Source organism: Arthrobacter sp. TJ-58, from assembly GCF_058269295.1.
The window spans coordinates 718,627-737,003 of the sequence record NZ_JBZCNM010000002.1; the positions used below are offsets into that span (position 1 = coordinate 718,627).

The window sequence follows — 18,377 nt, forward strand, 5'->3', positions numbered from 1 at the left end:
GCTAGCCAACGCCCTGTCCGGCTTCTAGTCTGGCCGCCGTGGCCGCAAAAGGGCCGCATCAGTCTCGCGGTCCAGGCTCACCAGCAGCCTTTTCCGTGCTTAGCCCGGGGGAAACGAGTGGACGCCGTTGCGATAGTCGAGGATGAGGTCCGGGAACTGATCCGCCTGCGCGGTTTGGATCCGGCGAGCCAGCTGGCCGAGGTTCGGCGCCTGGTGGAGGACGCCGTCACGGATTACGACGAGCGCTCCCTCCTCGGATCGTTGCCCCCGCTGGGTGCGCTGGAGCCCGCCAGACGCCGTGTCTTTGACGCCGTGGCCGGCTTCGGCGCCCTGCAGCCGCTGCTCGATGACCCCACGGTGGAGGAAGTCTGGATCAATTCACCCACCGAAATCTACGCGGCACGCGACGGCCGCTCCGAACTGACCTCCCTGTCGCTCTCGGCTGATCAGGTGCGGGACCTGGTGGAGCGGATGCTCAAGAGCTCCGGCCGACGGTTGGATCTGTCCTCTCCGTTTGTCGACGCCTCACTGCCGGACGGCTCGCGCCTGCACGTGGTGATTCCGGATATCACCCGGCGGCACTGGGCGGTCAATATCCGCAAATTCATTGCCCGCGCCAGCAGGCTTGAGCACCTGGTGGAGCTGGGAACCCTGACACCGCAAGCGGCAAGGTTCCTTGGTGCCGCTGTCGCCAGCGGCCTGAATGTCCTGGTTTCCGGAGCAACACAGGCAGGCAAGACCACCATGCTGAATTGCCTGGGTGCCTCCATTGGTCCGCGCGAGCGTGTGGTGACAGTTGAAGAGATTTTTGAGCTGCAACTGCCGCTGCGGGACGTGGTGGGACTGCAGTGCCGCCAGTCCAATCTGGAAGGCGTTGGAGAAATCCCGCTGAGGCGGCTGGTCAAGGAGGCCCTGCGCATGCGGCCGGACCGCCTCATTGTTGGCGAAGTGCGGGAGGCGGAAAGTCTGGACATGCTGATCGCGCTGAATTCCGGGCTTCCCGAGGCGCGTTCACACACAGTGCAGACCTCTGCTGACCTGTCGGGTCGGAGAAGATTCACTACTCCATATAGGGCTAGGGGTGGCGGGGGGCTCGCTGGCCGATCAGAGCCTCACCCGGTCTAACGGGGGAGACCGACCTTCGCACCTTCTTTGGCATCCCCCAGCGTTTCTTGCCGAATCCTAGGCTCAGGGTTGCTCCTGCGGGTCCATACTCAACGTCCGGTTTTGTTGCGCAAGCCCGCACTACCTTGAGAATGTCCTTGTTGCTCATATGTTCATCCGACAAATCCATCGTCACCTGGACGTATCCGGGAGCGCTCGTGTAAATCATGAAGGAGTACCGGCGGCGGTAGTCCGCCGCCTGCAAATCGGTGAGGACCGCAGGCAGCGTTGCCAACAGCTCTGCGGCGAGGTTGGGGATTGCATATTTTGTCCCCGCGTTGGCGGTGACAACGAGCTGGACGACGCATTGGGGGAGCAACGCGTCCATCTCCCGCTGCCGCTTTGCCTCGATCCATTCAGAAATCCATCGGGTCAGCCGCCGAACTATCGTGATGGCCGCACCGAGCGGGACGTCGGGCATACCACCGGTCACTGCCCCAAAGCCATAAAGTGGGTGCTCAGCAGCCTGATAGCCCATCCGCCTGAGGGTGCCGAGAACAGTCTCGGTGATTTCTCCTTCATTACCGCCACGGCCAGCAGGCGTATGCGTTACGGCCACTGTGCAGATTTCGGCGTACTTCTCCACATCAGACTCTGTCGTAGCTGCCAACCTCTTCCATCCCCCCTGCGAAACGAGCTTTCAGCATAGTGGAACCTCTGCCGGGCTGGGCCACAGGCCCCAGCCCGGCCTGTCCCTTACGGACCGGCAGACTGGGTGGGTTATTCAGCTTGGCCGTCCTGACCAAGGGGAGGGCAAGTCAAACCCCGCTCCGCTTGGGGCTACGCGGGCAGGACCGAACAGCTCAGATAAAACCTTAGTAGGGTGCTTGCCTGGAAGCATCCTGCTGGAGTGCGAAAATCCGCCCCGTCACGCCGCGCAACGGGGCTGATGTAGGCTTACAGGTCCAATAAATGTGGGACACGGTGAGGAGCCCTATGAGCGATCCGAAGACATGCATCGAGGACGGTTGTCAGGATCGCGGTGGACGTAGGGGGAGATGTGAGCGGCACTATAGGAAGTGGCTTCGAAGCCAGAAGAAGTGCAAGGCCGATGGTTGCAAGAGTCTTCCAGCGGGTCATGGTTATTGTCGCCCACATGAACAGCTTGCCCTGAAGACGCGAAGCCCGAAGCTTCAGGAAAAATCCCTAGCTCGATTCCGAGCGGGTATCGAAGCGGACTGGGATACCGGCTGCTGGATTTGGGTGGAGCAACCGAACGAGGACGGCTATGGTCAGATGCACGCGGGTGGGCACTGGTATGCCCACCGCTTCTCATACGTGTGGTTCATCGGCGGTCACGGTCGGCAAAAGACATTGGATCATCTTTGTAACCGAAAGCGCTGCGTTCGGCCTGATCACCTGTGGCCCATAAGCGAGACACTGAACTCTCAGCTTCGACATGCACGCGCCTTGGCCGGGTCCCTCACCTACTGGCGTGATGCGGCTGGCGTGCACCCTCGCATGCGTAACGTCGAGAGGTGGGCCTCAGCCAACGACCTGCCCTACGGTGACCTTCCGCCCTATGGGCGCGACGGCAAAAGACCGCCAATGGCTTACGGCGAGGACCTGCTTCCTCACCTATATCAATTCACTTCAGCTGCCCGGCTCCATCCTGCGTACGAAGGTCAAACGCTTGGCATGTACGAGTTGTTTCGGCCCAGCAGACCGATGGAGGCCCCAAAACTTTCCAACCCGTCCGGTTAGGGAGCGGCTATGACGACCGGGGAGGGTTCGGCGCGGGGTGTGGGTTCCTACCCCCCCGGCTCCAATCTGACACAGTATCGGAATGGGATCAGATAGCCAGCCAGTCTTGACGAATTGGATGACCGCCGACGGGATCACAGCCCTGGCGACGCTGGGCACGCTGGGGTTATCCCTCGTGCTGGCATTCGTATCACTTGTCATGGGTTACCGAGACAGGGCGGCGAGACGGCTCGCCACCAAAATGGAGAAGACGAGAGCATTCGCAAATATCGAGGTAACCGATACGACCGTAAGTTGGAGCATCGTAAATGCCTCCCCGTTTCCCATAAGGCAGGTTCGTGTTCAGGGCGTACCTTTCGTGACCACGCAGGAGGGCTCACAGCTGGTAGGCAGCTCAAGCCGGAACCTGCGCTTCCGGCGACAGTATGTCGAACCGGGCGAAACATATACACAACGACTCCGAAGGACGGACTTGCCTTATCACGAGCCCTTAGCTTGGGCCGACCACGCCATTCGACTCGACTTCATTGACTATGAAGGGGTTCATTGGGTCCGGGCTGCCAACGGCAAGATCGTGCCTCTGGAGATTCTAAAAGGTGGAGGCTACGCAGAGCTTCCCCGTGTGCTGTTCGAACCTGCCAGTCAGTCACGAAGGCGTTGGAAGAGGAATCGGCGAAAGGTGTCTCTCAACTCTTGAGTTTCAAGACGCTTTGGTTGAAAGACAGCTCTGACCGTTTATGACCCCATAATGTGTCTTGCTTGAATGTCTCACAACCGCTTGTTACTTTTGGGATGACGAAACACTGTTGCGAGACATATGGATGTGAGCAGGCAAATGGGAAAGTTGATTGGATATGCCCGGGTCTCCACCAAGGCGCAGGACACGGACAGGCAAGAGTCCGACTTGCTCGCCGCTGGAGTGCGGCGAGACGACCTGTATATAGACCACGGAGTCAGCGGAGCAAGGGCCTCACGACTAAACCTGGACAACGCACTGGGGGCCCTGCATGAAGGGGACACGCTGGTGGTCACAACGTTGGACCGCTTGGGGCGCTCCACCGTAAACATGTTGAAGCTGGCAGAGGATATCAAGGCAAGAGGTGCCGGGCTGCGGGTGCTGAATCTCGGGGGTGGGGACGTGGATACCAGCACCCCGATGGGGGCCATGGTTTTCACTGTCATGGCCGCGCTTGGCCAAATGGAGCTTGAGATCAAACGCGAGCGCATCACTGATAGCGTCAGCAAGCGCCGGGCGGCTGGTAAGGACCTGGGCGGGCGTCGGGTCCAGTTCACGGACAGCCAGATCAAAAAGGCAGCACGTTTGATCGAGTCAGGGGAGCCAGCCGCAGAAGTTGCCCGCGACCTAGGGATGTCGAGGGCTACGCTCTACCGCCGCTTGGAAGCCCTATCCTTGTCACGTCCCTCTCGAAAGTAGCTGGTAAACCTGCGCGACCATATGGGTCACCCGTCATGGGCCCCTCAGCGCCTACAGGAGACGACCTGAGGGGATCCACATGGGAGATTGAGGGTGACTACCTCGGAGGGGTTACGGGGGCCACAGGGGCTCCTGTGGCCTCTGGTTTTCCATCTCCCACAGAAACCATGCGAGCGCGCCAGCCGCTCGCTATGGCTGGGGAACCGTGTGCGTCGTCCGGTATGCGGTAGGTAGTAGCTCGGTCATCCTCGTGAAAAGTTACGAACGTCCCTCCCCCTATTCCCTTCAGGTTCTCAGTCTGTCGAACTACACGCTGAATTTCCCGTTCATCCAAAGGCCCCGGACCTTCCCCTGGTGCCTTGATGACCACTTGCACGGTGTCGGAGTTAAAAACTTTCGTGGATCCTTTGCCATGCGGAAGCAGTACGACGTTGCAGATACTGCGAAGGTAGTCCCTGCGATCGTCGATGTGCATGCTCAACCAGTCGGCCGCCTCCGGTGAGTCCATAGAGAGGGGGCGAATGTCGCCTTCTTGCGGAGGGCGGCGGGCCGCCGCTTCCTCGATGCGAACCATTGCAGCAGTAACGGCAGCCAGCTCCTTCTCGATGACAGCGTTGATGTTGCTGAGCATTTGCATGGGTATTTTGCCGAGAGCAGCTTGAGTCCCCGCCTCGTCTTGCCGTTTACGGAGGGCTGTGGCCTCCAGTTGCAGGCGCTCGCCTTCGGGGTCTCGCCCCAAGTTGTCGGCATCCTTCTTGGCTGCTTGCGCAGCCCGCACGGCGACGATCACCCTGTTAACAACATGGTCCACGAACTCGATCCGCTTGCTGATATGGCCCGGGCCGCGAACAACACACCGATAGATGCGGTGCCTCTGGCCGTCACGGCCAGCCACCGTAGCTGACCGAACATACGCACCACAGTGGCACTGTGCGATTCCTGCAAGTAAGTGGACAGCTTTGTTGGACTGCGAGCGCCTGCGAGACGGGTCCCCAAGAATGGCGCAGACTCCCCGCCACACGTTTTCGGAGACGATGGCAGGGAAGGTGGAAGGGCCCACGATCTCCCCGTGGTAGTCCGCCAGCCCGGCGTTGCGGGGCCGCTCCAGTGCTTGGGCCAATTGTGCGTATCCCCATTCCTTGCCCCGGGTTGTCTTCAGACCCTGGTCGTTCATCTTGCGAATGATCGACCCCAAGCTCTCGCCCTTTAGCACTCGCGTGCATGCGTCAGCGATGGCTTTTGATTCCTCCGGGTGGAGCTCTGGTGTGCCGTCTGTGATTGTCCATCCGAAGGGCCGGGTTCCACCCGTCCATTTGCCTGCCCGGATTGCCTGCTCCGATGCGCGACGGATTCTGGTTGCTTTGGTATCGGACTCGTATCTGGCAGCGGCACCCAACATTCGTGCGATCATCTGGCCGGAATCTGTGGCGAGGTCCATCTCCCCGGCCTTAACCGAGTGGGTAACCGCTTTGCCCTCACGACAAGCGTCGATGTACGCCTCAAGCTCGATTGGACGGCGGTGGAGCCTGTCAGGGTGCCAGCACAGCACTGCATCCACTTCACCCGCCGCTACCCTCTTGAGCATGGCGGCGTACTCCGGACGCGCCTTGCCCGAGTATGCGCTTATGTCGTTGTCTTGGAAGACACGGACGACCTCGTAACCCTTGTCTGCTGCGAGCAAACGGCAGTCTTCCTCCTGTCGCTGCACTCCGAGCTTCGCGCCCGTCTTGTCATCACTTATCCGGCAGTAAATAAAAGCTGTGCGCTGCATCGCACGAAGCTTAGCGTGAAGTGTGCTTCAGGCATAACCGGGCTACCCGGGATGTGCAGCGTTCACGCCAACAGCGCCCATGATGCCGTCACGAAAATCTGTACCCTGCCACTGCTGGCCGGGGAAAACATCTCCAGTGCCTTTGTGGTGCCCACCGTCGCGTCCTGCATCGACCTCGTTGTTCACTGTGCCCGCAACGCCGCCGGCAAACGCCAGGTCATGGAAATTTTGGCGCTGGGCAACCGAGTGGAAAACGGAGTGATAGAAGCCTCGTCCATTTTCCAGCGGACCGACGGGCGGCTCGAAGTAACTGCCGCGTCTATGCCCGCACCGGAAAAGTTCGCCCGTGCCGGGTTCAACGTTGCCGAGCTGCTGGAAGCCCGCCCGTGAGTGCCGCCGTCGGGCTGTTGCTGGGACTGGGATTGTTCCTGATATGGCGGTCCTGCTGGGTTATGCCGGCACCGTCTGTCCGCCCGCACCGCAGCAGCAGGCTAGAGGATGAACTGCTGCAGGCGGGAATTCAGCGCGTGACACCCCGCGCCGTTGTCGCGAGCAGCGTTGCCTCAGGACTCTTGGTGGCCCTGCTGGTCCTCGCCGGAACAGGCGGCATCCCCATCGCCGCCTGCTTTGGCCTCTTCGGCGCCGGCGTCCCCTTGTTCCTGGTCCGCTGGCAGGCCCGCAAACAACGCAGCTCGCGTGCCGAACTTTGGCCCGATGCGGTTGATCACCTGCGCTCAGCCATCAGGGCCGGGCTGTCCCTGCCCGAAGCACTGATCCAGCTGGGGGAGAACGGACCGCAGGAGCTGAGGCAGCCTTTCCGCGACTTCGCGGCGGATTACCGTTCCGGCGGGCAGTTTGACCATTCCCTGACAAGGCTGAAGGCGAACCTTGCGGATCCGGTCGCGGACCGGATCGTGGAGGCACTGCGCCTGACCCGGGAAGTGGGAGGCTCGGATTTAGGCCGTTTGCTCGGGACACTCAACGAATTCCTGCGGGATAACGCCAGGACCCGGAGCGAGCTGCTGGCCCGTCAATCCTGGACCGTCAACGCTGCACGCCTGGCCGTCGCCGCCCCGTGGATTGTGCTGATGCTCCTGGCCAGCCGGCCGGAAGCCATTGCCGCCTACAACTCCGCAGCGGGGGCGGCCGTTCTGGCCGCAGGGATCGCCATTTCAGTTCTCTGCTACCGGCTCATGCTGCGCATCGGTGCCCTTCCCGAAGAAGAGAGGGTGCTGAGATGAGTTCACCTTGGTTTCCGGCCCTCCTCTGTGGCCTCGCGCTGGGCGCCTCGCTCTGGTTCGCGGTCCTGCGGATGCCCTGGATGCGGCCTGTGACGTTCAGCGAACGAATCGCCCCGCAGCTGCGCACCGGTGGCCAGGGATCACGGTTGCTGATGATGCCGGCGGGTGATCTGACTCCCTTCGGCCCGCTGGAACGCATCCTGCGTCCGGCCCTGCATCTGGCAGTCCACCGCCTGAACCGATTCAATCCGGTCACACGGGATTTGGAGCGCCGGCTGGAACGGTCCGGGCAGGGGACGAGTGTGCTGGACTTCAGGGCCGAGCAGGTGCTGTGGACCGGCGGCGGATTCCTGGCCGGCGGCATCATTTCCGTCTGGCTCGCCAGCGTGGACCGGATAGGCGCCACAGGGGTCGTCCTCGGAACCATCATGGGGGCGGTCCTGGGCTTTGTCCTCCGGGATTACCGCCTTACCTCCCAGATTCAGAACCGCGAAACACGGATGCTGGCCGAGTTTCCCAGCCTTGCGGAAATGATGGCGCTCGCCGTCGGCGCGGGAGAAAGCGCCAACGGGGCACTGGAACGCATTGCCCGCACGGCCAACGGGGAGCTGGCGGGGGAGTTCGCCCGCATCCTCGCGGAAACCCGTTCCGGGGTGCCGCTGACCAGCGCCCTGCAGCACTTTGCGGACCGTGTTCGGCTCGCTCCGCTCTCGCGTTTTGTGGACGGACTGACCGTTGCCATTGAACGCGGCACCCCGCTGGCGGACGTGATGCGTGCCCAGTCCCAGGACGTGCGGGACCTGGCTAAACGCGAGCTGATGGAAAGCGCCGGGAAGAAGGAGATCGCCATGATGGTCCCTCTGGTTTTCGGTGTCCTTCCGCTCACCGTGCTCTTCTCGATTTTCCCCGGTCTTTCCCTGCTGGGAATTGGACTCTAGGACACCCAATGAAAGGAACAACCCATGCGCACCATCCACGCACCACGACTCCTGCTCCTGCTCGGCACCTCGCTGCTCGTCCGTTTCGAACAGACAGTGCGAAGCGGGGACCGCGAACGCGGCGACGTCCCCGGGTGGGTCATGATCACCCTCATGTCAGCCACCCTGGTGGCTCTTATCCTGGGGCTGGCCAAGCCGGCCCTCACAGATTTGTTCAACTCCGCAATCGCCAGGGTCAGCACTCCCTGATCGTGCGGCGGCCGCGGGCCGGAGGCAGGGAGACGGGCTCGGCAGTGGTGGACTTTGTCATGGTCGGCGCACTGCTGACCCTGTTGTTCATATCGATTGTCCAGCTGGCACTGGTTCTCCATGTCCGCAATACCCTTACTGACGCGGCTGCGTCAGGGGCCCGCTACGGGACGCTGGCCGACCGCACCCCGGCCGACGGCGCAGAACGCACCGGTGAACTGATCAAGGTGGCACTGACCGACTCGCTGGCCGGAGACATCAGTTATGCGGAAACGACCAGCGGCGGCGTTCGGATGCTGGAAATCACGGTCCGGGCGCCGCTTCCGGTGATTGGTTTCATTGGGCCGAGCAACGGATTGGAGGTGAGGGGACATGCCTTCTGGGGACAGGACACCGCTGCGAACGGCTAACGCCGGGAATGATCCTGGCGAAGGTGATGACAACGGGGAAAACGGCAGTGCCCTGGTGGAGTTCATCTTTCTGGGTCTGGTGCTGCTGGTGCCGGTCATCTACCTCATCATCACCGCGGGGCAGGTGCAGGGTGCTGCGTTTGCCGCCGTCGGAGCTGCCGAATCCGCGGCAAAGGTATACGCCGACGCCGGGGAGCCGGATTCCGGCGAACATCAGGCACGGATGGCAGCCGAATTGGCCTTCGCCGATTTTGGGTTCGAGCCCGAAAATATGCTGCTGGACATCTCCTGTTCCGCGGAGTGCCTGGCTCCGGGATCCACAGTGACCGCGCTGGTGAGCTTTGATGTTCCGTTGCCGCTGATGCCGGGGCTGCCGGGGATGGACTTTGCCCCGGTAACCGTTGACTCGTCCTCCACACAGGTTGTGGAGCGCTACGGGTGAGGGGGCATAACTTTGCCGACCGGCTGCGGGCCTCTGTGCAGTCCACTGGCCGCGGCGAGGAGGGGCAAATCGGCGTCCTGATCATCGGCTACATGTTGGTGAGCCTGCTGGTTGTCACAGTAGTCATGGCTTCCTCCGCCCTCTACCTCGGGCACAAGAAGCTGCTCTCCGCTGCGGACGGTGCCGCCCTGGCTGCAGCCGATACCTTCGAGCTGGGGCCAGGCAGACCCGGGCAGGGGCCGGCCGCCGTACTGGCGCCGGCGGCGGTTCGTGCGGAGGCCAACAGGTATCTGGCGGAGATCAACGCGACCAACCGGCTGCCGGGGCTGCGCATCGATGGTGAAACCGGAACCTCGGACGGACGCACGGCCAAGGTGGTGCTGACCGGCGTCGTCCATCCGCCGCTGGTGAACTTCCTGGTACCGGACGGAATCCCGATTACCGCGGTCAGTGAAGCCCGCGCCCGCCTGAGCCAGTAGGTCTCGCGGGCCGGGCTGGCGCTAGGAGGCCTTGGCCTGCGGCTCAGCCGACGGCGCGTGTCCCCAGCCGCCGTGGTCGATGTCCAGCAGGACGCCGTTCTCCGCGTAGCAGAGAGTGACCGGCTCCCCGTACTGGTCACACTCCGGGTCCGGGCAACGGTCCTTCAGCGGGCCAATGTACTCGTTGCTGAAGTGCACATCCCACTCGTCCATCTTGGTCAGCGCCCAGGGGTCACCCTCGGCGGCGAGAGCTTCCAGCTCTTCCAGCGAATAACGGCGGCCCGATTCCGGATGACGGACGGGCAGGGACTGCGCGGATCCTTCGGATTTGCGGTTGCTCACAGTCGGCTCCTTCTGCATGTGCTGACACTTCCAATTTACCCAGCCCCGGCGACGACCGCTGAACGGAGGACAGGCGCGGCGTGCCGTGTCCGCGGGCACCCCCGGGACACTCGGAAAGCACCGGCCACGGCTCATGGCGTAGGCTGTAAGCACCATGGCTGAAATTGATTTTCCCGCGGAGATCCGCGCCCTCAGGTCCACTTTTGCTTCCATCGAGGAGGTCTCCGATGTAGCCAAGATCAAAGAGGACATCGAAGAGCTCAGCGAAATGGCGGGAGTTCCCGACCTCTGGGATGATCCCGCCGAAGCGCAGAAGATCACCTCCAAGCTGTCGCACCGCCAGACGGAGCTGGAGCGCCTGGAGAAGATCCAGTCCCGGATCGATGACCTTGAGGTCATGGTGGAGCTCGCCCAGGACGAATCCGACGCCGAGACCAAGGCCGAAGCGGTCACCGAACTGGAATCCCTGCGCAAGTCGCTGTCCCAGCTGGAAGTGGTCACCCTGCTCTCCGGCGAGTACGACGCCCGCGAAGCCGTCGTGACCATCCGCTCCGGCGCCGGGGGAGTGGACGCGGCAGACTTCGCCGAGATGCTGCTGCGCATGTACCTGCGCTGGGCCGAACGCCACGGCTATCCGACCACGGTCCTGGACACGTCCTACGCCGAAGAAGCCGGCCTGAAATCGGCCACCTTCGAGGTCAAGGCTCCGTACGCCTTCGGCACCCTGGTGGTGGAAGCCGGCACGCACCGCCTGGTCCGCATCAGCCCGTTCGACAACCAGGGCCGCCGGCAGACCTCGTTTGCGGCTGTGGAAGTCATTCCCCTGATCGAACCCACTGACCACATTGATATTCCGGACAACGACATCCGCGTGGACGTGTTCCGCTCCTCGGGTCCGGGCGGGCAGTCCGTGAACACCACCGACTCCGCCGTGCGCCTGACCCACCTTCCCACCGGAACCGTGGTGTCCATGCAGAACGAGAAGTCCCAGCTGCAGAACCGCGCCGCCGCCATGCGCGTGCTGCAGTCCCGCCTGCTGATCCTGAAGAAGGAACAGGAAGACGCCGAGAAGAAGGCCTTCGCCGGTGACGTGAAGGCTTCCTGGGGCGACCAGATGCGCTCCTACGTCCTGAACCCGTACCAGATGGTCAAGGACCTGCGCACGGAACATGAAGTGGGAAACACCTCAGCAGTGTTCGACGGCGAGATTGACGATTTCATCGACGCCGGCATCCGCTGGCGTGCCAACGGCAGCGTCTCCGCCCGCAAGTAAAGACCGCACCGCCGGGCAGGGGCCTTACAGCCCGAGGCCGGCCTGAAGCGGGGTCTTCAGCGTCTGCGCGAACGTGTTGGTGATGTGGTTGTCGCGGTAGACCAGGACATTGCCAATGACTGACGGGCACTTCGTCTCGTCGCAGAAGTAATCCGTCAGGTCCACCGGACGGCTGTTCGCCAGCTTGCCTGCTGCTGTCAGCAACGGGTCCGCCTGCGACGCGTGGTCCGAGCGGTCCACGGCGCATTCTGCCGGGTCCTTCTCTTTCACTACGCACTCGGGCGCGCTGAATTCGGGATAGGGGATGTCGCCTATGACGCCCACCGGTATTCCGGCCTTGTCCAGCGGTTCCAGCAGCTTCGAATAACCGTTCACGGCATCCGCCTGCGTGTTCCAGGTCCAGCCGAGGGTATCTTTGTAGCCGCCCGGCCGCATCGCAGTGGTGACCACCAGATCGGGCTTCATCTCCAGCAGGTCCTGAACGGTCCCCGAGTTCTGCGCGGAGCAGTTCTCATAGACGCGCGAGTCGCTGTGCAGGGGCTCGGCGCTGAACGGGCAGCCGATGCGGGTCATGATGTACAGCCGGTATCCGGCTTCCTTCGCGGCGATGTCCAGCGGTGACACGAACTGGCCAGCATGGGAATCTCCCACAAGGACAATGCTCTTCTGGGCCTCCGTATCCCCGTAGACGCAGTCGGAATAATCGATCACTGCGGGGTCGTACTTGAGGCACTGGGGATTCACGTCCGGCTGGTCCATGGTGGCCGCACCCGCATCAGGGCGCAGCGGCATGCCGGACGGAACCAGTGCAGGATTGGCGGAGTCAAAGGCCATGGCACCGGGGTAGGAAGCGGAATCGTTCTCCTGCGACAGGGCATCAATCTTCTGCTGCACCGCCAGATAGGGAACCGCGGACGCAGCAACCGGCACGGCAATCAATACGCCCGCGAGCACATAGACGGCACGGTAAGCGGGCCGAGGTGCTCCGTGCCGTCCGCGGGAGGAGGCAAACCCGGACGCAGAGGCACCGAAGGTCCGGAACGGCTTTTCAATAAACCGCGTGGACAATGCTGCTGCGCCAACGCTGACGGCAATGAGGGCGGCGCCGGCCAGCGGTCCGGGAGCCGATCCAAGCAGGAAGACTCCGAACACGGTGACGGGCCAGTGCCATAAATACAGGGAGTAGGAAATATCGCCCACGTAGGTAACGGGGCGAAGCGACTGCCACCGGGACGCGTTGCGCCATCCGGCGCCGGGGGTGCTGCCCGCAGCGATGCACAGCGCGGCACCCACGGTGGGGACCAGCGCGATCCAGCCCGGAAACGCCATGCTCGTGCTGAACACGGCGGCCGCAAAGCAGATCATTGCCAGCCCCAGCCAGCCTGCCGCCGTCGAAAGCCGCTGCGGGAGGTTCCGGCCGGCAGCAGCCACCGCCAGGATGCCGCCCAGGCCCAGTTCCCAGATTCGGGTGGTGGTAAAGAAATAGGCGAGATCGGGGGAGGAAGCCGAGAAAAGCACCGAATGGAGGAAGGACGCGGCGGTGACTGCACCAATTGCGGCCAGCGCCGCCGTCGCCCTGCCGGTTTTTCGTCCCAGCGCCCGCAGGATCCCGGCAACAGCAAGGAGCAGAACCGGAATGAAGAGATAGAACTGCTCTTCAACGGCCAGGGACCAGTAATGCTGCAGCGGCGAAACCGCGGAGGTTGCACCGGCATAGCTGGTGCTGTTGACGGCCTGATTCCAGTTCTGCACGTTCAGGCTGGACGCCACGGTGTCCCGGGCGACCCCCTGCCATCTGCCTTCGGGGAAGATCAGCATGGTTGCGGCCAGGGTGGCCAGGAGCACGGATGCCGCCGCCGGAAGGAGCCGGCGGATCCGGCGCCCGTAGAAGGCGAGGAGACCGATGGTTCCGGTCCGGGTCAGTTCGCGGACCAGCGATCCCACGATCAGGTATCCGGAAATGACAAAGAAGACGTCAACGCCCACGAATCCGCCCGGCAGGACGTCCGGCCACATGTGGTAAAACACAACAAGCCCGACGGCGAGTGCCCGAAGGCCCTGGATGTCAGGGCGGAACCGGGCAGGCTTTTCCGCCGAAGCGGCGGGGCAGGCCTGGCCGGAGATGCGCGTCTTTCCGCCGCTGTCTGCAGCGCCGGATACCGCGGAAGCCTGGTCGGGTGCGGTGGTCGGGCTGGCGGAGGGGGATGTGGGCACGAGTACCGATTCTACGGCAGGGCCGCGCCTGCCCTCCGGCAGCCGGAGGCAAAGCGGCGTCAGCGGGCCTGCGACACACCGGACCTAATCTGCTCCGGCGCGTTGAAGCGCCGATATAGTCGAACAGCCGGTGCCCTCATCCCAAACCAAGGCCCGTGCTCCGGCTGCACTGATGGGCGCGAAGCGGACATGATCACTTTCGATAACGTCACCAAGGTCTATGACCGCAAATCCAGGCCTGCCCTGAACTCCGTAAACCTCGAAGTGGACCGGGGCGAGTTCGTGTTCCTGGTGGGAGCTTCGGGTTCAGGAAAGTCCACCTTCATACGGCTGATCCTCAAGGAAGAGCATGCCTCCCGCGGAACCGTGTACGTAGCCGGATCCAACGTTGCCAAGATTCCCAGCTGGCGCGTGCCGCGCCTGCGCCGGGGCATCGGCGTCGTTTTCCAGGACTTCCGCCTGCTGCCCAACAAGACCGTTTTCGCCAACGTGGCCTTTGCCATGCAGGTGATCGGGCGCAGCCGGGCGGTGATCCGCGACTCCGTGCCCGAGGTCCTCAAGACTGTGGGGCTGGAAGGCAAGGGCAACCGCCTGCCCCACGAGCTTTCCGGCGGTGAGCAGCAGCGCGTCGCGATTGCCCGCGCCATCGTCAACAAGCCCTCGATTCTCCTGGCGGACGAGCCCACCGGAAACCTGGACCCCACCACCTCGCAGGGCATCATGAAGATCCTGGACCGGATCAACCAGAACGGCACCACCGTGGTCATGGCCACGCACGATGACGACATCGTCAACGCGATGCGCAAACGGGTCGTCGAACTCCACCACGGAAAGATCGTGCGCGACGAGCGCGAAGGCATTTACCTGGGCGCGCCCCAGACTCAGCAGGGGGCAGTGATTCTGCAGGAAACAGTGACCGTATCCGACGACGACGACGGCGTCCGCCCGCCTGACGCCGCTCCCTCGGCTGACGGCAGCCGCACGGCCGGAACGGGAGCAGCTGAATGAGGCTCGCATTCGTCCTCGGTGAGATCGGGTCCGGGATCCGGCGCAACCTCTCGATGGTGGTCTCGGTCATCCTGGTGACCTTTGTATCCCTTACCTTCGTGGGCGCGGCCGGACTGCTGCAGCTGCAGATCGGGCAGATGAAGGGCTACTGGTATGACAAAGTCCAGGTGGCGGTCTTCCTGTGCGCGGATTCCTCCACCACGGCCTCCTGTGCCGCCGGTCCCGTCACGGATGAACAGCGTGACGCCATTGAAGGGGAGCTGAAGTCCCCGGAGTTTACCCAGTACATTGCCTCGGTTGATTACGAGGACCAGGCAACGGCGCTGGGTCACTTCCGGGAGCAGTTTGCAAACTCCCCGCTGGTTGATTCGGTCACCGCGGACCAGCTGCCCGAATCCTTCCGCGTTTCGTTGGTTGACCCGGAAAAATACGAAGTTATTCACGAAGCGTTCTCATCGATGCCCGGTGTGGAAACCGTCAGTGACCAGCGTGAACTCCTGGAAAAAGTCTTCTCCTTCATGAATATGGCGTCGCTGATCGCACTGATTATCGCCGGTGTAATGCTGGTGTGCGCCATCCTGCTGATTGCCACCACCATTCGCCTGTCAGCATTCAGCCGCCGCCGTGAGACCGGAATCATGCGTCTTGTGGGAGCGTCGAAGGCAGTGATCCAGCTGCCCTTTGTCTTGGAAGGCGTTATCGCCGCCGTCATTGGCGCCGTGCTGGCATCGGGTACGCTGTGGGCAGTGGCACACTTCTTTATCGGTGCATTGGCGAAGGCCTACCCGGCAACGGCCTTCATTTCAGCTCAGCAGGTACTGGTGCTTAGCCCGGTTCTACTTATTGTTGGGGCCTTAATGGCAGGTGTATCCTCTCTGCTGACCCTCCGACGGTACTTAAAGGTTTAGAGTGTTGCTCACTCTCAAAGAAAGCGGACGGATTTCCATGGATGGTTGCATCAATGACTAACGCGGGCATGCCGCCGGCGCAGCGGCCTGCCCTGCGCAAAACCTCGGCCGGCGTGGTTGCTTCAGCCGTGCTTGCCCTGACGCTGGCATTCAGCGGAACCGCATCCGCAGATGAGCTTGATGACCGCAAGGCAGCCATCGAAAGCGAACAGCAAAAAGTTCAGGAAACCTACGAGTACCTCGACGCCGAATCCAGCCGGAAGGTTGCCGAGCTGGCGGTTTACCAGCAGCAGCTCCCCGGAGCTCAGCAGGCACTTGCAGACGCCGAAGGCCGTGTCTCCGCCGCCGTGGGCAAGGTCAGCGCACTGACGGACCGGGTGGCCCTGGCGCAGGAAACGCGCAGCACCATCTCGGCGCAGATTGAGAAGGACCAGGCTGCCATAAAGGACACGCAGCAGGTCATCGGCCAAATTGCGGCGCAGGCCTACAAGAGCGGCGGCGTACCGTCGAGCTTCTCGCTGATGCTCGGCGCAGACGGGGCGGACAGCCTCACCGACTCCATGGGACTGGCGGAACAGGTCCTCCGCGGACAGAACGCCACCATGCAGCAGCTTTCCCAGCAAAGCGCCACGAATGTGAATTCCGAGGCACGCCTGGCAGCTGTGGAAGAGGAAATCTCCACGCTCAAGGGGCAGGCCGAAGAAGCCCTGAAAGCGGAACAGCAGGCCCGGGACGCGGCTGCCGCAGAAAAGGCCAAGGTGGATACGCTGATCGAGCAGACCGCTGCGGCGAACGCCGCCCTGGAGGCCAAGAAGCCGGCCATCCAGGCCCAGCTCGCATCACTGGAAACAGCGAAGACCCAGGCAACTGCGGACATCGCGGAACGCCAGCGCCGCCTGCTTGAAGAGGCTAAGAAGGCCGAAGAGGCCCGCATTGCGGAGGAAAACAGGCGCGCAGCTGAAGAGGCCGCCCGCAACAACAGGCCGGCTCCGGTACCGGAAGTTGCATCAACCAAACCCACCAATCCGTCGGCGTTCGGGTTGAGCCTTCCCGTGAAGGCCCCCATTTCTTCCGGGTTCGGTTGGCGGGCCACACCGGCGGGAACCATCGACTTCTTCGGCACCGGCGGGTACCTGCACTCGGGCATCGACTTCGCCCCCGGCTGCGGCGCTCCCGTGTACGCACCGGCCTCCGGTGAGGTCTGGCGTGCAGACCAGGGCCAGGCGGACGGCATGATCGGCACCGGCAACCGCGTGGTCCTGAACCACGGCGTGATCGGAAACAGTGCGCTGGCAACGAACTACTACCATCTGACCAAGTTTGTAGTCTCCCCGGGACAATGGGTGGAAGCCGGGCAGCTGATCGGTTATGTGGGTACCACGGGCAACTCCACCGGCTGCCACCTGCACTTTGAAACGGTGCTCAACGGTGAGCTGGTTGACCCGATGGGCCTGCTCTAGGCCTACAATAGAGTTTTCCGTTCGTCGAAAAGGAGCTGTCCCGTGCCTAAAGAAAGTGGCCGTAAAGTTGTGGCCACCAACCGCAAGGCCCGGCACAACTACGAAATCCTCGATACCTACGAGGCCGGCATGGTCTTGATGGGGACGGAGGTCAAGTCCCTGCGGGAAGGCCGGGCGTCCCTGGTGGATGGCTTCGGTACCTTCTACAACGATGAGCTGTGGCTTGAGGCTGCTTACATTCCGGAATACCTCAACGGCAGCTGGACCAACCATTCGGCCCGCAGGCGCCGCAAGCTTCTTCTGCACCGCGAGCAGCTGGATAAGATCTCGCAGAAGATCCGGGAATCCGGCTTCACTATCGTTCCGCTCCAGCTGTACTTCCTGGACGGCCGCGCGAAGGTGGAAATCGCCGTCGCACGCGGTAAGCGCGACTATGACAAGCGACAGACGCTGCGTGAAAAGCAGGACAACCGCGAAGCCCTGCGTGATATGCGGGAGAAGAACCGCGGCGCCTGAGCAGCAGCCAATCCGCGCCGGGTCCGGCGATGGGCTACACTTAACGCACCGGTGCGGCTAACGGACCGGTTCTTGATAAGTACATATGGGTTACCCATACATTGGGGATGACAGGTTTCGACGGTGTTAGTCGAGACAGGTGAAGCGGGCCGAGGATACAGGGTTATCTCGTAAACGCTCCTTGTAAAACAATAAGTGCCGATTCAAAGCGCACTGACTTCGCTCTCGCTGCCTAAGCAGCGGGCATAGTCCGTCAGACCGGGAATGCTCTCGTCCCGGACCCTGGCGTCATTTAGAGGGCCACTGCTGAACATGCTCGCCGTTGGCGTGTTCGGGACTCTTAAACGGCTGGGCCCGGATCAGCTGCTTGTCTGCATGACAGCTGGGGCCGAGAAAATCCACCGCAGACTGCGCCCGGAGAAGCCCTGACAACACGACATCGGACGGGGGTTCAATTCCCCCCATCTCCACCCATAAAACGAAAAGCAGGGAAGAAGCCTTTTGGCTTCTTCCCTGCTTTTCGTTTAACTTCACTGTTTCCCGCTGCCGCCGTCCCGGCCGGACGGGCCGCCCTTCGGGGTACAGCCCGGTGGAGTCGTTGGTCACATGGCCGCGCATATTCGGGCCGTCTTCAGGACAGGGGCGGAGGAGGGGCAGCAGGAATTGCTAGACTGGCAGGAGCCGGAAACCTGTTGCAGGAACCGCATCCGGCCTACCGCTTTAGGCGGATCCGTGAAAACCGCCGCGTACCGGCGCTGCGGGTTCGGCAGCATCCGCCCGTACGTGCTCCGTCCGGGCACATGAGCTATAACCGGTCGATACG

Annotated in this window: 17 protein-coding genes, 1 other RNA gene and 1 pseudogene; 15 read left to right on the forward strand and 4 right to left on the reverse strand. The window is 62.6% G+C overall.

All coding sequences use genetic code 11. The features are described 5' to 3' along the window. Positions 1-117 precede the first annotated feature (117 nt). A complete protein-coding gene (locus tag AC4D2W_RS09555; protein WP_490926651.1) occupies positions 118-1,125 on the forward strand; it encodes a TadA family conjugal transfer-associated ATPase in 1,008 nt (335 codons plus the stop codon). Here the strand turns inward: AC4D2W_RS09555 and AC4D2W_RS09560 are convergent. Continuing rightward, a complete protein-coding gene (locus tag AC4D2W_RS09560) occupies positions 1,076-1,750 on the reverse strand; it encodes a hypothetical protein (protein WP_490926652.1) in 675 nt (224 codons plus the stop codon). The two genes, AC4D2W_RS09555 and AC4D2W_RS09560, sit on opposite strands and share 50 nt — an antisense overlap. 1,953 nt (positions 1,751-3,703) lie before the next feature. On the opposite strand from AC4D2W_RS09560, the gene AC4D2W_RS09565 reads away from it, so the two are divergent. Further along, positions 3,704-4,303, forward strand: a complete 600-nt coding sequence (locus AC4D2W_RS09565; protein WP_490926653.1) for a recombinase family protein — start codon at positions 3,704-3,706, stop codon at positions 4,301-4,303. Positions 4,304-4,400: 97 nt separating this feature from the next. On the opposite strand, the gene AC4D2W_RS09570 is transcribed toward AC4D2W_RS09565, so the two are convergent. Beyond that, positions 4,401-6,074 (reverse strand): recombinase family protein, encoded by a 1,674-nt coding sequence (locus tag AC4D2W_RS09570; RefSeq protein WP_490926654.1) that lies wholly within the window; start codon positions 6,072-6,074, stop codon positions 4,401-4,403. Positions 6,075-6,110: 36 nt separating this feature from the next. Between AC4D2W_RS09570 and AC4D2W_RS09575 the strand changes: the two are divergent. The 7 genes and pseudogenes from AC4D2W_RS09575 to AC4D2W_RS09605 all read left to right on the forward strand — a co-directional run. Continuing rightward, a pseudogene (locus AC4D2W_RS09575) lies at positions 6,111-6,464 on the forward strand (CpaF family protein); the annotation flags it as partial. Further along, positions 6,461-7,315, forward strand: a complete 855-nt coding sequence (locus tag AC4D2W_RS09580; RefSeq protein WP_490926655.1) for a type II secretion system F family protein — start codon at positions 6,461-6,463, stop codon at positions 7,313-7,315. The pseudogene AC4D2W_RS09575 and the gene AC4D2W_RS09580, both read left to right, overlap by 4 nt. Beyond that, positions 7,312-8,253, forward strand: coding sequence for a type II secretion system F family protein (locus AC4D2W_RS09585; RefSeq protein ID WP_490926656.1), 942 nt, complete (start codon positions 7,312-7,314; stop codon positions 8,251-8,253). The genes AC4D2W_RS09580 and AC4D2W_RS09585 overlap by 4 nt, the downstream gene beginning before the upstream one ends. A gap of 24 nt (positions 8,254-8,277) precedes the next feature. Continuing rightward, positions 8,278-8,502, forward strand: coding sequence for a hypothetical protein (locus AC4D2W_RS09590; RefSeq protein ID WP_400931582.1), 225 nt, complete (start codon positions 8,278-8,280; stop codon positions 8,500-8,502). Then, positions 8,499-8,912, forward strand: a complete 414-nt coding sequence (locus tag AC4D2W_RS09595; RefSeq protein WP_490926825.1) for a TadE/TadG family type IV pilus assembly protein — start codon at positions 8,499-8,501, stop codon at positions 8,910-8,912. The genes AC4D2W_RS09590 and AC4D2W_RS09595 overlap by 4 nt, the downstream gene beginning before the upstream one ends. Beyond that, positions 8,875-9,354 carry a hypothetical protein gene (locus AC4D2W_RS09600; protein ID WP_490926657.1) on the forward strand — a complete coding sequence of 160 codons (480 nt, stop codon included), beginning with the start codon at positions 8,875-8,877 and terminating at the stop codon, positions 9,352-9,354. Before AC4D2W_RS09595 ends, AC4D2W_RS09600 begins: the two co-directional genes overlap by 38 nt. Next, complete coding sequence (locus AC4D2W_RS09605; RefSeq protein WP_490926658.1) at positions 9,351-9,833, forward strand: pilus assembly protein TadG-related protein; 483 nt, start codon at positions 9,351-9,353, stop codon at positions 9,831-9,833. The genes AC4D2W_RS09600 and AC4D2W_RS09605 overlap by 4 nt, the downstream gene beginning before the upstream one ends. Positions 9,834-9,854: 21 nt before the next feature. Here AC4D2W_RS09605 and AC4D2W_RS09610 read toward each other — a convergent pair whose 3' ends face one another. Then, a complete protein-coding gene (locus tag AC4D2W_RS09610; protein ID WP_490926659.1) occupies positions 9,855-10,175 on the reverse strand; it encodes a hypothetical protein in 321 nt (106 codons plus the stop codon). Between the two features lie 154 nt (positions 10,176-10,329). On the opposite strand from AC4D2W_RS09610, the gene prfB reads away from it, so the two are divergent. Then, entirely contained in the window at positions 10,330-11,448 is a 1,119-nt protein-coding gene (gene prfB / locus AC4D2W_RS09615; protein WP_490926660.1) for a peptide chain release factor 2, read from the forward strand. A gap of 24 nt (positions 11,449-11,472) precedes the next feature. Here the strand turns inward: prfB and AC4D2W_RS09620 are convergent, their stop codons facing one another. Then, entirely contained in the window at positions 11,473-13,662 is a 2,190-nt protein-coding gene (locus AC4D2W_RS09620; protein WP_490926661.1) for an acyltransferase family protein, read from the reverse strand. 189 nt (positions 13,663-13,851) lie between these two features. Here AC4D2W_RS09620 and ftsE point away from each other — a divergent pair, with 189 nt between their 5' ends. The 5 genes from ftsE (at position 13,852) to ssrA (ending at position 18,027) form a co-directional block, all read left to right on the forward strand. Continuing rightward, a complete protein-coding gene (gene ftsE, locus AC4D2W_RS09625) occupies positions 13,852-14,670 on the forward strand; it encodes a cell division ATP-binding protein FtsE (protein WP_490926662.1) in 819 nt (272 codons plus the stop codon). Beyond that, complete coding sequence (gene ftsX / locus AC4D2W_RS09630) at positions 14,667-15,578, forward strand: permease-like cell division protein FtsX (RefSeq protein ID WP_490926663.1); 912 nt, start codon at positions 14,667-14,669, stop codon at positions 15,576-15,578. Before ftsE ends, ftsX begins: the two co-directional genes overlap by 4 nt. A gap of 53 nt (positions 15,579-15,631) precedes the next feature. Further along, complete coding sequence (locus AC4D2W_RS09635; protein ID WP_490926664.1) at positions 15,632-17,038, forward strand: peptidoglycan DD-metalloendopeptidase family protein; 1,407 nt, start codon at positions 15,632-15,634, stop codon at positions 17,036-17,038. Between the two features lie 42 nt (positions 17,039-17,080). After that, the gene (smpB, locus tag AC4D2W_RS09640) at positions 17,081-17,554 is read left to right on the forward strand and encodes an SsrA-binding protein SmpB (RefSeq protein ID WP_400931600.1); all 474 of its coding nucleotides are present in this window, start codon (positions 17,081-17,083) and stop codon (positions 17,552-17,554) included. Positions 17,555-17,657: 103 nt separating this feature from the next. Further along, positions 17,658-18,027: a transfer-messenger RNA gene (gene ssrA / locus AC4D2W_RS09645) on the forward strand. Positions 18,028-18,377: the final 350 nt, after the last annotated feature.